This window comes from Lysobacter sp. Root604 (assembly GCF_001427505.1).
Classification (GTDB): domain Bacteria; phylum Pseudomonadota; class Gammaproteobacteria; order Xanthomonadales; family Xanthomonadaceae; genus Lysobacter.
The window spans coordinates 1,081,348-1,095,042 of the sequence record NZ_LMGS01000009.1; the positions used below are offsets into that span (position 1 = coordinate 1,081,348).

Genomic DNA, 13,695 nt, shown 5'->3' on the forward strand with positions numbered 1-13,695 from the left:
TGGCCGATCGCCCGGGGGCGCAGGGGCGTAGGCCCGCGATCCATCCGTCAGGGCGCTGGCTTGGATCGCTCCGCTGCCGCCTGGCGGGCCTGGAGGCGTTGCGAGAGCTCGCGCATCTCCCGATCCGACTCCTTCAGCATCGCTTCTATCCTGGCCGCCGGCAGCCAGCGGCCCTGCACGAACACGCCGTCGATGCGGGCGACGTTGCGGAGGTCGGCCAGCGGGTCGGCGTCCAGCAGGACCAGATCGGCGCGCTCGCCGACGCGTACCGCGCCGCTACCGCCCTGGCGGTCGAACAGGCGGTGAGCGTTGACGGTCGCGGCGCGCAGCACCTCCAGCGGCGACAGGCCCACCTCGCGCAGTTCGATCATTTCCTGGTGCACCGAAACGCCGAAGGCCAGACCCGGCAGGGGGGCGTCGGTGCCGACGGTCAGCGGCACGCCGCGTTTCCACAGTTCGCGCGTGAGCAGGCGCGAGAAATCGTAGCCGGCCGAGAAGGTATCGGCGCCGTCCTGGTTGCGGAATTTCGCGCTGAGATAGGGGTTGTTCGCGGGCGCCCAGTCCAGGCGGGTGACCGGATCGACCAGCGCCAGCCAGTCGCCGGGCACGGGCGGGACTTCGCGCTGCACGTACATGTGCAGGATCTGCTTGAGCGTGATCAGGGTCGGCGTGACGCCGATCTTCCCGCGCGCGACGCGCTCGGCGAGCGCGTCGATATCGCGCGGCGCCAAGTCGGATTCGCGGCCGTAGCGGCCCAGCTCCTCGCTGTGGGCGATGTTGTCCAGCGGATGCGCGAACGCGAAGGCGCGGTCGGCGCAGACGCCGCAGCCCAGTTCGGGCAGGTGGCCGGAGCTGACCATGCCCTGGCGCCGGGTTTCCTCGACCACGGCCTGGTAGGTCTCGCGGTTGAGGAACTGATAGGGCTTGATGAAGTCGTAGCCGCGCTCGCGCGCGGCGCGCACGGCGGCGATGCCGTCGGCGGCGGTGGTCGGCGCGCCGGGCTTGGAAGCCGGCACTTCGGCCGGACGCGGCGAAGCGACTTCCGCGCGCGGCCCGTTGATGCGCTTGGCCACGTACAGGCGCGGCCCAAGGATGCGGCCGGCGGCGATCTCGTCGCGCAGCCATAGCAGGTCCTCGTCGCTGTGCGCGCCGCCGCCCAGGTTGGCCGCGCCGGTCACGCCGGCCTTGAGGAAGCTCAGCAGCACGTGGCGGTCGTAGACGTGGTCGGCACCGGTATCGAGACCGGCCAGCAGCGGATTCTTGCTGTCGCGCAGCGCGCCTTCGGTGGCGATATGGACGTGCGCGTCGACCAGGCCGGGAATCAGGAATTTGCCGCGGCCGTCGATGTAGCGTGCCCCCGCCGGATGGAGCAGGGCGCCAAGTGCCTGGATACCCGCGATGCGACCCTCACGGATCACCACAGTGCGGTGCGCGAGCACTTCATCGGTATCGGCGGGGATTACCGTCACATCCCGGATCACCCAGACGCCGCGATCGGGCTTTGCAGCCGCCGGCTCGGCCGCGCCCACGGGTACGCTACCTGCGACGCACAAGGCCGCCGCCAACCACAAAGCCTTCATTCGCCGCTCCACGCATTGCCAGGGCCATGATACGGGTGCGACCCTCGTCGTCGCGCCTCCTCGATGCGATGCCCGCAGCGGCGTCAGGGTTTAGCCGGCGCGCCCCACGTCGTCCGTGTGGACGTGGGGCGCGCCGCCTCCCGCGCATCGCGGTCCCCCGACCGCGCCGCGCCGGCCGAACAGCTCAGGCGTGGACCCAGAACGCGCTTTCGGCGAAACGCTCGTCCTTCCACCAGTTGGCGGTGCTGGTGCCGTAGCGGAAGTTGCTGACGCCGGCCTGGCTTTGCAGCGGCTTGTCGACCTCGCCATTGGCGGTGCGGTGCGCGCGTTCGGTTTCGGTCTCGGGCACCACTGGCAGGATATGCCCGGATTTACCCTCGATCTTGCGCCTCGCCACGATCAGCGCCACCGCGCCCTGGTTGGCTTCTTCCTGCAGCCGCGTAGGCGAAGCGACCTGGCGCCAGCCGAACTCGGGACCGAAATCGCGCAGCCAGCGGAACAGGTCGTTGGCGCGCACCTCGAAGATAGTGTTGCCGATCAGCGGCTCGACGGTCTGGCCGCGGCGCAGCTTTTCGATCGCCGGCGAGCTCCACCACACGCGCGGCAGATAGACGCCGGCGAGATGGCAGTAGTCGTGGGCGTAGATGTTGCAGAAGGTCAGGCCCGAATGCGGCTGGTAGCGCTTGTGGCCGGGCTTGTCGACCGCGAGCCAGTCGATGATTCGGGCCAGGTTCTCGCGCAGTTCCGGCGCCGTGGCGCCGGAGCGTTCGGGCTGGCCGTCCTCGTTGAGCGAATGCGCGCCAGCGGCGTCGCGACGGCGCGTGACCGTGCCCGGCCGGCGCGGCATGAACACCGCGACCACGCCGGTGCGCGGCGGGTCGCGTGCGGGTTCGACCACTGGAATTTCGCCGATGCCGCCGTCGCGGACCAGGAACTGGGTCGAACAGAAGCCGCGCAGCAGCGCGCCGAACAGGCTGGTTTCGACCTCCATGAAGCCGTTGACGGCGCGTCCGGTGATTGCGCGCACCGGATGCCCGTCCGGCAGTTCGCCTTTGACGTTGGCGGTGGGCGGACGGCTGACGCGCGGTTCGCTGCGCAGGCGCAGGGTCGAGACGCGGGTGTCGACGCGGAAGAAGGGTCCGGTGGCGGTGACCGGGGCGGGCGGAGGCACGGCCGCCTCGCCTGGGCGCGGAGTGGGCAGCGGCGCCGGTGCGTCCGGCGTCGGCACGGTCTGGGCCTGACGGATGAAATCGAAGATGGCCTGACCGTAGAAGCGCTGGCCGTCGAAATGGCCCTGGCGCAGCCCGCGTTCGGGCTTGAAGCCGCCGGTGTTGTAGACGATCGCCACCGAGGCCAACTCCATCGTCGTCAATGCCGGACGGTCCTGCAGGCGCAACTTGCGCAGGCCGCGCTTGAGCTCGGCCACGCACATCTCCAGCGTCTGCTCGAACTGCTCGTAACGGCGTTCGAGGAAATAGTCCGGATCGTCGCGGAAGAACTGCAGATCGCGCTGGAACATGCCGAAGCCATGGCAGAACTTGTTCGGCCGCGACGCGGCGCCCTGGTAGGCCTCGACGTGCGCGGCCATGTCGACCAGGGCCTGGCGCGCGATCGCGAACATCTCGTCGCCGCGCGCGACGCCCAGCAGCGCGGTCTTGGTTTGCGGAAACGCGCTGCGGCCGGCGTTCGCGTCCAGGGTGTCGCCCACGCACAGGGCCAGGATGCGTTCCTCGCTCATGGATGTGCGCCGCAGCAGCGGCCAGACCTCGCCGGTTTCCTGGCAGGCCAGGGCGGTGATCAGGTCCAGGGTGAGCGGGGTGTCGACCAGCGCCGGCGCCACGCGCGCGGCGAAACGGGTCTTGAACCACAGCATGTCCGCGCTGTTCGGCATGGCCAACCTCCTTGTCGTGCCTGGAATCCGTTCCGCGCCCTAAGCCCAGGCGCCACTCTCAACGAACGAATCGGCAACGCGGAATCGGCCAGGCTGGCGACGAACGGTCGCGGGCGGCGCGTTCGATCTCCTATGCGGTTGCGACGGAAGCTCGCGCTCAGCCCAGCAGTTGCTGCGGCAGGCTGTTGAGCACGCGGCGGAACGGCTCGGATTCCGCGATCGCGCGCGAGACGATCAGCGAGCCCTGGATGCGCACCACCGCGTCCTCGGCGCGGCGCTGCGCCTCGCGCGCGGACACGCCGTCCTTCTCGCGCGCCAGTCGCGCGAATCCGTCGATCAGGCCGCGCAAGGACGCGTTGAGCCGATCCTGGAACAGCGTGCGCGCATCGCCGACGACCAGATTGCCGAACAGACAGGCCTCGGCGCCGCCGCCGTAGAAGTGGTCGAGCTTGGCGATCACCTTGGCCAGGCGTCGCTCGGGCGTGCCGCTGCCCTGCATCGGCGCCAGTACCTCGTCCTGCATCCAGGCATCGACGCGATCGAACACGGCGCGCGCCATGTCTTCCTTACCGCCGGGGAAGTAGTGGTACAGGCTGGAGCGGCCCAGGCCGGTGGCTTCGGACAACTGGCCCAGCGACGCGGCGTCGTAGCCGTGGCGGCGGAACGCGCCCAGCAAACGGTCGACGACGGCATCGCGGGAGAGCAGAGGGGCAGGCATGGCGGTCAGTCGGATGGAACGATCGGTCCAATATGGTTGCAGTGCGCGGCGCGGTCAATGTAGCCACCGCTGCAACGCTGCGTCCGCATTGTCGGCGTTGACGGGTGGGGTATCCGAATCTATTGTACCGATCGTTCGGTACAAAAACACAAGCCAACCCCAAGGAGCCCTCTCATGTCCGTCCCGACCGCACGCAAGTCCTCGCCCAGCCTGCGCACCGCCGCCGCCCTGTTGCTGGCGACCGCCAGCGTGTTCGCCGCACCGCTGGCGCTGGCCCAGACGCCCTCCGCCGGCATCGAACGCCAGGATCCCAGCGCCGTCCACTACCGCACCGTCAAGGTCGACGGCGTGGAGATCTTCTATCGCGAGGCCGGCCCGCGCGATGCGCCGGTGCTGTTGCTGCTGCACGGCTTTCCGACTTCCAGCCAGATGTACCGCGACCTGATCCCGCGCCTGGCCGATCGCTATCGGGTGATCGCGCCCGACTATCCGGGCTTCGGCCGCAGCGCGACGCCGGCGCCGAACGAGTTCGAGTACAGCTTCGACCACTACGCCGTGCTGATGGACGGGTTCACCCGCCAGCTCAAGCTGCCGCGTTACGCGCTGTATCTCATGGACTACGGCGCGCCGGTGGGCTTCCGCCTGGCCAGCGCGCATCCCGAGCGCGTCGATGCGCTGATCGTGCAGAACGGCAACGCCTATCTCGAAGGCATCGGCAAGTTCTGGGACCCGATCAAGGCCTACTGGAACGACCACAGCGCCGCCAACGGCGAGCACCTGCGCCAGGCCGCGATGACCCTGGAAGGCACGCGTTGGCAGTACCTGCACGGCGAGCCGGATCCGTCGCTGGTGAGCCCGGACGCCTACACGCTGGACCAGGCCTATCTGGACCGGCCCGGCAACACCGACATCCAACTGGCGATGATCTACGACTACCGCAACAATCTGCCCAAGTACCCGCAATGGCAGGCCTACTTCCGCAAGCATCAGCCGCCGACCCTGGTGATCTGGGGCAAGAACGATCAGATCTTCCTGGCCGCGGGCGCCGAGCCCTACCGTCGCGACAATCCCAAGGCCGAGGTGCATCTGCTGGATGCCGGTCATTTCGCCCTGGAAACCCAGGGCGCGCGGATCGCGCAGCTGATCCGCGACTTCCTCGCCAAGCAATGAACTGCCCGCAGCGCTCCGGCACGCCGGAGCGCTGTTCCGCTCTCTTCCGATCCAGAGACAGCCATGAACGCAAACCCATCCCGCCCACCGCTGCCGCCCTTCACCCTCGAAACCGCGATCGCCAAGGTGCGCGCGGCCGAAGACGCCTGGAACAGCCGCGATCCGCAACGCATCGCGCTCGCCTACAGCCAGGACAGCGCCTGGCGCAATCGCGCCGAGTTCTTCAGCGGCCGACCCGCGATCGTCGACTTTCTGACCCGCAAGTGGGCGAAGGAGCTCGACTATCGGCTCATCAAGGAGCTATGGGCCTACTGCGAGGACCGCATCGCGGTGCGCTTCGCCTATGAGTGGCGCGACGAGGCGGGCCAGTGGTTCCGCGCTTACGGCAACGAGAACTGGGAATTCGACGCCGACGGCCTGATGCGCCAGCGTCACGCATCGATCAACGACCTGGCGATCGAGACCGGCGAACGCAAGTTCCATTGGGATTCCTGGGGCCCGCGTCCGCTCGATCACCCGAGCTTGAGCGAGCTGGGCCTGTAAACGCCGCCCAGCCCGAGCCGGCGCCGCGCGCCCACCTGATAAGGCGGGCGCGCATTGCCGATCGCAGCCCGGCTTAGGGCAGGTACTCCAGCGTCGCTTCGGCGATCGCGGGGCAGGGCGCGCCGTTGTTGAACAGTGCGTCCAGACCGACCAAGGGATCGGCGGCGAGCGCGGTCGCGATGCAGCTGACCTGCTTGATCACGCGCGAGTTCTCCAGCCAGTCGCAGGACGTGGGCTTCACCGCGCCGAAGGCGTGCTTCTTCCAGACGTTGCGCGCGCCGCCGCATTGAGTGGCGGCCGGAAACGCGTACCACTTGCCGCCGCTGTCCTGTTTGACGTTGAAGCCGGTGCCGGTGCAGGAGTCCAAGGCGCCGCGCCGGCAGACGCGCGCGCACTGGTGCAGCAGCTCCGGCGCGAGGTTGGAGGGGCAGCCCTTGTTCTTGTTCTCCAGATTGCACTCGCAGTAGTCGTTGGGCGGGTCTTCGATGCGGGTGACGTTGTAGCGGATCGCCAGCGCCTTCGAACCGACTTGGCCGGCCACCGCCAGGGCGAAGGCTTTTTCGTCCGCGCCGTTGGCTTCCTGGATCGAAATCAGCGGCCGACCGGCGGCGTCGACCTGGATCGTCGGCCAGGACTGGATCCGGTAAACGTGGATGGTTTCGCAGGGGCTGGCGCCCGGACAGGCGGCCGCGGCCGCGCCGCTCCAACCCAGCACGGCCAGCCAGAACGCCGCGCCCAGCAGTGCATGGGCGAACTTGTGTGTTGCAAGGCTCATGTCGCGTCTCCATGCGCGCGTGATAAGGAAGGCGGACGCGCGCACGGGTCCGCCTGTCGTTATCAACGCGGCGGGGCCGCGGTTGTGAGGTTTGCGCCCGGACCGACGGCGACAGGGCGGGTGGCGATGTCACGCGGATCCGCGCTGAATCGTCGTCCCGGTGTCCGCATAGCTCATGGCGGCTGTGCGGCGCGCGCTTGATCGCGCCGTCGCGGTCGCCATCTCCGACGGCATTCATTCCCCCAACAGGACGACCATGACCACCTTTCATCCGACCCCGGTGCTGAGCCTTTCCAATCCCGCGGGCCTCTACGACCCCGCGCCCAACGGCTATTCCCATCTGGCCAGCGTGAGCGGCGCGACGCGCTGGCTGCTGGTCGCCGGCCAGGGCGGCGAAACCGCCGATGGACGCCTGTCGCCCGACTTCCGCGATCAGGTGCGCCAGGCGCTGGCCAATCTCAAGACCGCACTGGCCTCGGCCGGGGCCGGCACCGCCGATGTCGCCAAACTGACCGTCTTGATCGTCGATCACAGCGAGGAACGCCTGCATGTGTTCGGGGCCGAGTTGCAGGCCGCGTTCGGCGATGCCGCCAAGCCTGCGTGCACCCTGATCCCGGTGCCGCGCCTGGCCCTGGACGGCATGCTGTTCGAGGTGGAGGCGATCGCGGCCCTGGCCGCCTAGTCGCGCGCGGCCCGCGCGCTGGCCCGTCGGCGGCCTCGGCGCCGTTGGATGTCAGGACATCGTGGCGTTCATGGAGAGGACGACGATGAAACGCGAGTCGCAGGCCGCCTACGCCGATCCGGCCGATTACACGCGCTTGGGCGAGGAAGCGCTGGTCGTGCATCAGCGCAGCCCGGTCAGCGCCAACGACAGTCTGCTGGTGTTCGTGCACGGTCTGGGCGGCAGCCGCTACGGGCCGGGCGCGACCTGGGGCCGCTTTCCAGCCTTCCTGTACGACGACCTGCCCGAGGTCGACGTCGGCATGTACCAGTACCGCACCGCGGCCGGGCGCTGGGCCTGGACGCGATCGATCGCGCTGGAGGACGAAGCGCGCGTGCTGGCCGATCTGATCCGCGACCAGCTCAAGGCCTACAAGCGCATCGTCCTGATCGGCCACAGCATGGGCGGACTGCTGTGCAAGGCCACGATCCACCGTCTGCTGGAAACCGGCGAACACGACGCGCTCAACCGCATCGCCGGCCTGCTGCTGATGGCGACGCCGCAGTTGGGAGCGCTGCGGGTGCCGGCCTGGCTGGGCGCGTTCTCCCTCGATGCGCGCGCGCTGCGGCCGCACGGCGAGCTGGTGCGCAAGATCAACCTGAGTTTCGAAAACCACATCGCCCTGGACGAACGCGTCAGCACTTTGCGCAGGACCACGATCCCGACCTGGGCGGTGGAGGCCGTCTACGACCGCTGGGTGGACTCGCTGAGCGCGGGCATCGGCCTGACCTCGTCGCGGATCAAGGTGGTGCGCGGCTCGCATACCTCCATCGTCAAGCCCGACGACCGCGACAGCGACGCCTACGCCTGGGTCAGGGAACGCATCGGCATCGCCCTGGACCGCTTCAAGTACGACGTGTTCGTGGCCGCGGCCATGGCCGGCCACAGCGGCGACGCCGAGTACGCCGACAACCGCGCCACCGTGCTGGCGATGATCGAGGTGCTCAAGCAGCGTTGCGGTTATACCTCGGTGTTCTACGCCGGCGCCACGATGCCGACGATGGAGGATTTCGATCCGGAGGAACTCGCGCTGCGCAAGGACATGGCGGCGCTGCGCGAGAGCCGTCATTTCATCCTGTTCTATCCGAAGAGGATCGTGTCCAGCGTGCTCTACGAGGCCGGTTGGGCCCTGATCCTGGGCAAGCCGTCGATCTACATCGTCGGCGACGACCAGGACCTGCCGTTCCTTATGCAGGAGGCCTCGCAGGCCTTCGTCGAGCGCCGCGTGCGCATCTTCGAATGCCCGGACCGCGCCAGCGTGCTGGAACGCCTGACCGCCTACGGCCCCGAACTGTTCGACGCCAGCGCGGCCTAGCCGGCGACGCCGTCGTCCTCCAGTACCAGCCCGCGCGCGGCCAGCATGGCCTGGATGCGGTCCAGCGCATGCGCGTAGTCGTCCGCGGCGGCGGCTTCGAGGACGGGATTGGCCGACAGCGCGAAACGCGCGAGCACGTCGTGGCGGTCGGCCTGATCCTCGATCGCGGGCAATTGCACTTCCAGCGCGGCCAGTTCGGCGTCGAGTCGGTCGCGGGTCCAGGGCATGGGCACCTCGGCGGGTGGAGGACGCGCGCTCGAACGAACCCGCGCGCCTGGATCATAATCGGGCGCTGTGTAGGAGGCGTCATGTCGAAACGTCGAGTCGCTACGGGGCGCCAGCCATGTCGAGCAGGCCAGCGCTAAGATGCGCGCCATGGACCGCAAGCGACGCGAGTTCGTGCTCATGGCCGGCGCCGCGATCGCCGGCGCCGCCTTCGCGCCGGTGCGCGCGAGCCCCGCAGGAGCGCAGACGATGTACGGATTGATCGGAAAGATGACCGCCCATGCGGGCAAACGCGACGAACTGGTCGCGATCCTGCTCGAGGGCGTGCACGACATGCCCGGCTGCCTGAGCTATATCGTCGCCCACGACGCCGACGATGCCGACGCGATCTGGATCACCGAGGTCTGGGACGGCCAGGACAGCCACGCCGCCTCGCTCAAGCTGCCGGCCGTGCGCGCGGCGATCGCGCGCGCGATGCCGATGATCGCCGGCTTCGATGCCGGCACCACCACCCACCCGGTGGGCGGGCACGGCCTCTAGGGCCGCGCCGCCGCGTTCACCACAGGTTCTTGCCGTCGATCACCGTCACGGGCACCGCGTCCAGGTCGAACTCGTCGAGCAGGCGCGCGTTGATGCTGATCTTGGGGTTGTCGAAATCCGGCTTGAAATCGACCCAGCTGGGGCTTTCGCCGTAGGTGGTGCAGCCGCAGGTGGCGCAGAAGTGGTGGGCGACCATGCCGGTGTTCCAGCGGTAGGTGGCCACGTCTTCCAGCGGCGTCAGCAGGCGGAACTGGGCGGGGGTGTAGTAAGCCCAAAGGCCGCCGCGCTTGCTGCAGATCGAACAGGTGCAACGGGTCACTTCGGTCGGGGCTTCGGTCACTTCGAAACGGGTCTTGCCGCAGTGGCAACTGCCTTGCAGGGGCATGAGCGGGTCCTCGCTGGGTTGTGGTCCATGATCGCCCGGGCGCGTGTCAGTTCCTGTCAGCAGCGTCCGTGCAACGCAGTGCTGCGTGAGGAGCGTGTTGCGGGCCTGCCCGGCCGGCCCCATACACTGCCACAACCTTACAGCGGGAGCGGGCGATGGAACTGGGCATGGTCGGCTTGGGCCGAATGGGCGCGAACATGGCCGAGCGCCTGGTGCGTGGCGGGCACCGCGTTACGGGCTACGACCCCGGCGCGACGGCGCGCGAACAGGCCGCGGCGCGCGGCATCGGCAGCGCGGCCTCGCTGGCGGAGCTGGTGACGGGCCTGCCGGCGCCGCGCGTGCTGTGGCTGATGGTGCCGGCCGGCCGCATCGTCGACGAAACCCTGGCCCAGTTGCTGCCGCTGCTGGCCCCTGGCGACAGCGTGATCGACGGCGGCAATTCCAACTACAAGGACACGATGCGGCGCGCGGCGGAGCTGGCCGAACGCGGCCTGCACTTCGTGGACTCCGGCACCAGCGGCGGCATCTGGGGCCTGGCCGAGGGTTACAGCCTGATGATCGGCGGCGACGAGGACGCGGTGGAACACCTGCGCCCGCTGTTCGAGACGCTGGCGCCGGCACCGGACCGCGGTTGGGGCCGGGTCGGGCCCAGCGGCGCCGGGCATTTCACCAAGATGGTCCACAACGGCATCGAGTACGGCCTGATGCAGGCCTATGCCGAGGGTTTCGCGATCATGCAGCGCAAACCCGGCTTCGACCTGGACCTGCACCAGATCGCCCAGATCTGGCGCCACGGCAGCGTGGTGCGCTCCTGGCTGCTGGACCTGGGCGCGGACGCGCTGGGCAGGAATCCGGCCCTGGACGGCATCGCACCCTACGTGGAGGACTCCGGCGAGGGCCGCTGGACCGTGGCCGAGGCGATCGACCTGGACGTGGCGGCGCCGGTGATCACCGCCTCGCTGCTGGAGCGCCTGCGTTCGCGCGAAAGCGATTCCTTCGCCGACAAGCTGCTGGCGGCGATGCGCAACGAGTTCGGCGGCCACAAGGTCAAGGCCGGCTAATGCGGAAAGTTACCTCCGGCACCTAGCCTGCGCCGCGCGGCCGGCGCAAAGTGCGCCTGAACCCTGGAGCGCGACCATGCAACTGAGCCTGCCCGCCATGACGCCGATCCTCGCCACCGCGGGCATCGGCTGGATCTACTACCGCCGCATCCGCAGCCAGTTCGGCCGCCAGGCCTACCGGCCGCGGCGCGCGCTGGTGCGCCTGACGATCCTGGGCGTGGCGATGCTGGCCCTGATCTTCGGTGCGGTCATGTTGCCGCACGTATGGCCGGGCGTGCTCGCGGGCAGCTTGATCGGCGCCGCGATCGGCGTGTTCGCCTTGCGCCATACCCATGTCGAGCCGTGCATGAAGGACGCGTACTACACGCCCAACCCCTGGATCGGCGGCGCGCTGTCGCTGCTGCTGATCGGGCGCCTGGCCTGGCGTTGGGCCGGCGGCGCGTTTTCCAGCGGGATGCCGACGTCGCAGGCCAGCCCGTTGACGATGGCGATCGCGGCGACCCTGGTCGGCTATTACCTGGTGTACGGCATCGGCTTGCGCCGCCAGATCCGCCGCCCCGCGGCCGACGCGGCCGCGTCGGCCATCGAATAGGCGAGGGTGGCGGCCTCCGGCACCGCGGCCCGCCGCGTCCTGGCCGTAGGCCGCAGCAGGCTGGCGCCGAAGGCCGCCATGGTCGTGATCGCGATACGCTGGTTCGCTTGCGAGCGGGCGTCGTGCGACGATCCGGCTGCGATGCGAACGGAGCGCGATGGTGCAGTCGGTAGCCGCTTTCAATAAATCCGGTTCCAGCAAGCTCGTTTCCGAAGAGCTCGACTCTGAAAACGCCGTACGCGTTCGGCCTGTGAACGCGCTGCGTCTGTGCATCGCGGCGTTGTTGATCGCCGTGCTCGGCGCCTGCGCGAGCGCGCCCGCGCGCAACCCGCTCGCACAGTGGCACGGCTCGCCCAACCACGGCCCGCGCCGGGCCCAGCTGATCGTGCTGCACCACACCGAAATGGACAGCGCCGAGGGCGCCCTGCGCGTGCTCAGCGCGGGCGATCCCGAGCGCCGGGTCAGCGCGCACTACCTGATCGGCGCCGACGGACGCCTGTACCAACTGGTCTCGGAACAGGACCGCGCCTGGCATGCCGGCGCCGCCAACTGGGGCGGCATCGAGGACCTCAACTCGGCCTCGATCGGCATCGAACTGGACAACGACGGCAGCGCGCCCTTCGCCGAGGCCCAGATCCAGACCTTGTTGCGTTTGCTGCGCGACATCACCCAGCGCCTGTCGATCCCGCCGCAACTGATCGTCGGCCACGGCGATATCGCGCCCACGCGCAAGCACGATCCCAGCGCGCTGTTCCCCTGGTCGCGCCTGGCCGAGGCCGGCTTCGGCCTGTGGCCGCGCGCCGAGCGTACCGCCGCGCCCGCGGGTTTCGACCGCTGGGCCGCGCTGCGCACCATCGGCTACGACCTGCGCGATCCCGCCGCGGCGCAGCGCGCCTTCCATCGCCACTATCGCGGCCAGGATAGCGAGGGCTGGCTGGAAGGCGACGACGAGATCCTGTTCGATCTGCAGCGGCAGTTGATGGCGATGCCGGTGGGTGGGGCAACAGCAAATCCCCCTTAGTCCCCCTTTTTCAAAGGGGGAGACAGCGACTGCGGGCGCGGACCGCCTAAAGATTCGTCTACTCGATCTGCAGCGGCAGTTGATGGCGATGCCGGCGGGTGGGGCAAAAGCAAATCCCCCTTGATCCCCCTTTTTCAAAGGGGGAGACAGCGACTGCGGGCGCGCACCGCCTAAAGATTGGTCTACTCGATCTGCAGCGGCGTTTGATGGCGATGCCGGTGGGTAGGGCAACAGCAAATCCCCCTTGATCCCCCTTTTTCAAAGGGGGAGACAGCGACTGCGGGCGCGGACCGCCTAGAGATTCGTCTACTCGATATGCGCGCCGAATCCGACCCGATCGGGTGCGACTTCCGGCTTCAAGGTCAACGCAGGGATTTCGTACTCGCCGCCGTTCTGGCGACGGAACCGAATCGGCGCGGTCGTCCACAGCGCGTCCAGGCGTTCGCCTAAGCCGTCGCGCACAGCCGCGTAGCGCTCCTCGTCCATGCGGCTGGTGCGGTAGACCACGTAGGGCGGCAGCACCTCGAAGCCCGGGTAGTGCAGCACGCCGTGCTGGATCGGAAACAGCAGGTCGTCGATCGGGCCGTTGACGCCGCGCGGGCCGTAGTGGGACTCCCAGCCGCCGGTGGTGACGACCAGCATCGCGCGCTTGCCCGCCAGGGTGCCTTCGCCGTAGCGGTCGCCCCAACGCGCATCGGAGTGCTCGCCCACGCCGTAACCGAAGCCGTAGGCATAGACGCGATCGACCCAGCCTTTGAGGATCGCCGGCATCGTGAACCACCACAGCGGGAACTGCAGGATCACCGCGTCGGCCCAACGCAGCTTGTCCTGCTCGGCGGTGATGTCGGGGCTCTGGCGGCCACTGTCGTAGGCGCGCTTGGAGTCCAGCACCGGATGGAAGGGCGCGTCGGCGGGGCGGTCCAGGTGATCGTCGCCGTCCAACACGGCTTTCCAGTCCATCGCGTACAGGTCCGAGACCTGGACCTCGTGACCGGCCGCGCGCAGGCGTTCGACGGTGTAGTCCCTGAGCGCGCCGTTCAAGGATTGAGGCTCGGGATGGGCGTAGACGAGCAGGACGTTCATGCGAAGGCTCGGGGAGAGGGTGCGCGCAGGCTAGAACCCGTCCAGGTATATTGGAAATGAATTCTCAATATTCCA

The 13,695-nt window shown here is 68.8% G+C and carries 15 protein-coding genes; 8 read left to right on the top strand and 7 right to left on the bottom strand.

The features are described 5' to 3' along the window. Window positions 1-47: 47 nt before the first annotated feature. From ASD69_RS13010 to ASD69_RS13020, 3 genes are all read right to left on the bottom strand, one after another. Window positions 48-1,580: an amidohydrolase family protein gene (locus tag ASD69_RS13010; RefSeq protein WP_082576469.1), complete on the bottom strand. Its 1,533-nt coding sequence runs from the start codon at window positions 1,578-1,580 to the stop codon at window positions 48-50. 184 nt (window positions 1,581-1,764) lie between these two features. Then, on the bottom strand, window positions 1,765-3,471 hold the full coding sequence (locus ASD69_RS13015) for a hypothetical protein (protein ID WP_056178526.1): 1,707 nt from the start codon (window positions 3,469-3,471) through the stop codon (window positions 1,765-1,767). 157 nt (window positions 3,472-3,628) lie between these two features. Next, window positions 3,629-4,189, bottom strand: coding sequence for a TetR/AcrR family transcriptional regulator (locus ASD69_RS13020; RefSeq protein ID WP_056178529.1), 561 nt, complete (start codon window positions 4,187-4,189; stop codon window positions 3,629-3,631). Window positions 4,190-4,363: 174 nt separating this feature from the next. Between ASD69_RS13020 and ASD69_RS13025 the strand changes: the two genes are divergently transcribed. After that, window positions 4,364-5,359: an alpha/beta hydrolase gene (locus tag ASD69_RS13025; protein WP_056178532.1), complete on the top strand. Its 996-nt coding sequence runs from the start codon at window positions 4,364-4,366 to the stop codon at window positions 5,357-5,359. A 63-nt stretch (window positions 5,360-5,422) separates the two neighbouring features. Next, window positions 5,423-5,902, top strand: coding sequence for a nuclear transport factor 2 family protein (locus tag ASD69_RS13030; protein ID WP_056178534.1), 480 nt, complete (start codon window positions 5,423-5,425; stop codon window positions 5,900-5,902). Window positions 5,903-5,975: 73 nt separating this feature from the next. Here ASD69_RS13030 and ASD69_RS13035 read toward each other — a convergent pair whose 3' ends face one another. Further along, window positions 5,976-6,677, bottom strand: a complete 702-nt coding sequence (locus tag ASD69_RS13035) for a hypothetical protein (protein ID WP_056178537.1) — start codon at window positions 6,675-6,677, stop codon at window positions 5,976-5,978. A 256-nt stretch (window positions 6,678-6,933) separates the two neighbouring features. On the opposite strand from ASD69_RS13035, the gene ASD69_RS13040 reads away from it, so the two are divergent. Both ASD69_RS13040 and ASD69_RS13045 read left to right on the top strand, forming a co-directional pair. Further along, window positions 6,934-7,359, top strand: coding sequence for a RidA family protein (locus ASD69_RS13040; RefSeq protein WP_056178540.1), 426 nt, complete (start codon window positions 6,934-6,936; stop codon window positions 7,357-7,359). Between the two features lie 85 nt (window positions 7,360-7,444). Then, entirely contained in the window at window positions 7,445-8,713 is a 1,269-nt protein-coding gene (locus tag ASD69_RS13045; RefSeq protein ID WP_056178543.1) for an alpha/beta fold hydrolase, read from the top strand. On the opposite strand, the gene ASD69_RS13050 is transcribed toward ASD69_RS13045, so the two are convergent. Next, window positions 8,710-8,940, bottom strand: a complete 231-nt coding sequence (locus tag ASD69_RS13050; RefSeq protein ID WP_056178545.1) for a hypothetical protein — start codon at window positions 8,938-8,940, stop codon at window positions 8,710-8,712. The genes ASD69_RS13045 and ASD69_RS13050 overlap by 4 nt on opposite strands. 148 nt (window positions 8,941-9,088) lie before the next feature. On the opposite strand from ASD69_RS13050, the gene ASD69_RS13055 reads away from it, so the two are divergent. Continuing rightward, window positions 9,089-9,478 (top strand): putative quinol monooxygenase, encoded by a 390-nt coding sequence (locus ASD69_RS13055; protein ID WP_235567209.1) that lies wholly within the window; start codon window positions 9,089-9,091, stop codon window positions 9,476-9,478. 16 nt (window positions 9,479-9,494) lie between these two features. Here the strand turns inward: ASD69_RS13055 and ASD69_RS13060 are convergent, their stop codons facing one another. Beyond that, a complete protein-coding gene (locus ASD69_RS13060; protein ID WP_056178548.1) occupies window positions 9,495-9,863 on the bottom strand; it encodes a GFA family protein in 369 nt (122 codons plus the stop codon). 155 nt (window positions 9,864-10,018) lie between these two features. Between ASD69_RS13060 and gnd the strand changes: the two genes are divergently transcribed. The 3 genes from gnd (at window position 10,019) to ASD69_RS13075 (ending at window position 12,537) form a co-directional block, all read left to right on the top strand. Next, entirely contained in the window at window positions 10,019-10,924 is a 906-nt protein-coding gene (gnd, locus tag ASD69_RS13065) for a phosphogluconate dehydrogenase (NAD(+)-dependent, decarboxylating) (RefSeq protein WP_056178553.1), read from the top strand. Between the two features lie 76 nt (window positions 10,925-11,000). Beyond that, window positions 11,001-11,516: a hypothetical protein gene (locus ASD69_RS13070; RefSeq protein ID WP_056178556.1), complete on the top strand. Its 516-nt coding sequence runs from the start codon at window positions 11,001-11,003 to the stop codon at window positions 11,514-11,516. Between the two features lie 250 nt (window positions 11,517-11,766). Next, window positions 11,767-12,537, top strand: a complete 771-nt coding sequence (locus ASD69_RS13075) for an N-acetylmuramoyl-L-alanine amidase (RefSeq protein ID WP_056178559.1) — start codon at window positions 11,767-11,769, stop codon at window positions 12,535-12,537. Between the two features lie 306 nt (window positions 12,538-12,843). Here the strand turns inward: ASD69_RS13075 and ASD69_RS13080 are convergent, their stop codons facing one another. Beyond that, window positions 12,844-13,620 carry an NAD(P)H-dependent oxidoreductase gene (locus tag ASD69_RS13080; RefSeq protein WP_056178561.1) on the bottom strand — a complete coding sequence of 259 codons (777 nt, stop codon included), beginning with the start codon at window positions 13,618-13,620 and terminating at the stop codon, window positions 12,844-12,846. Window positions 13,621-13,695: the final 75 nt, after the last annotated feature.

Excerpts from the sequence above, each read along its gene's own strand:
- ASD69_RS13010 (WP_082576469.1), bottom strand. The coding sequence starts at position 1,580 with ATGAAGGCTTTGTGGTTGGCGGCGGCCTTGTGCGTCGCAGGTAGCGTA.
- ASD69_RS13015 (WP_056178526.1), bottom strand. The coding sequence starts at position 3,471 with ATGCCGAACAGCGCGGACATGCTGTGGTTCAAGACCCGTTTCGCCGCG.
- ASD69_RS13020 (WP_056178529.1), bottom strand. The coding sequence starts at position 4,189 with ATGCCTGCCCCTCTGCTCTCCCGCGATGCCGTCGTCGACCGTTTGCTG.
- ASD69_RS13025 (WP_056178532.1), top strand. The coding sequence starts at position 4,364 with ATGTCCGTCCCGACCGCACGCAAGTCCTCGCCCAGCCTGCGCACCGCC.
- ASD69_RS13030 (WP_056178534.1), top strand. The coding sequence starts at position 5,423 with ATGAACGCAAACCCATCCCGCCCACCGCTGCCGCCCTTCACCCTCGAA.
- ASD69_RS13035 (WP_056178537.1), bottom strand. The coding sequence starts at position 6,677 with ATGAGCCTTGCAACACACAAGTTCGCCCATGCACTGCTGGGCGCGGCG.
- ASD69_RS13040 (WP_056178540.1), top strand. The coding sequence starts at position 6,934 with ATGACCACCTTTCATCCGACCCCGGTGCTGAGCCTTTCCAATCCCGCG.
- ASD69_RS13045 (WP_056178543.1), top strand. The coding sequence starts at position 7,445 with ATGAAACGCGAGTCGCAGGCCGCCTACGCCGATCCGGCCGATTACACG.
- ASD69_RS13050 (WP_056178545.1), bottom strand. The coding sequence starts at position 8,940 with ATGCCCTGGACCCGCGACCGACTCGACGCCGAACTGGCCGCGCTGGAA.
- ASD69_RS13055 (WP_235567209.1), top strand. The coding sequence starts at position 9,089 with ATGGACCGCAAGCGACGCGAGTTCGTGCTCATGGCCGGCGCCGCGATC.
- ASD69_RS13060 (WP_056178548.1), bottom strand. The coding sequence starts at position 9,863 with ATGCCCCTGCAAGGCAGTTGCCACTGCGGCAAGACCCGTTTCGAAGTG.
- gnd (WP_056178553.1), top strand. The coding sequence starts at position 10,019 with ATGGAACTGGGCATGGTCGGCTTGGGCCGAATGGGCGCGAACATGGCC.
- ASD69_RS13070 (WP_056178556.1), top strand. The coding sequence starts at position 11,001 with ATGCAACTGAGCCTGCCCGCCATGACGCCGATCCTCGCCACCGCGGGC.
- ASD69_RS13080 (WP_056178561.1), bottom strand. The coding sequence starts at position 13,620 with ATGAACGTCCTGCTCGTCTACGCCCATCCCGAGCCTCAATCCTTGAAC.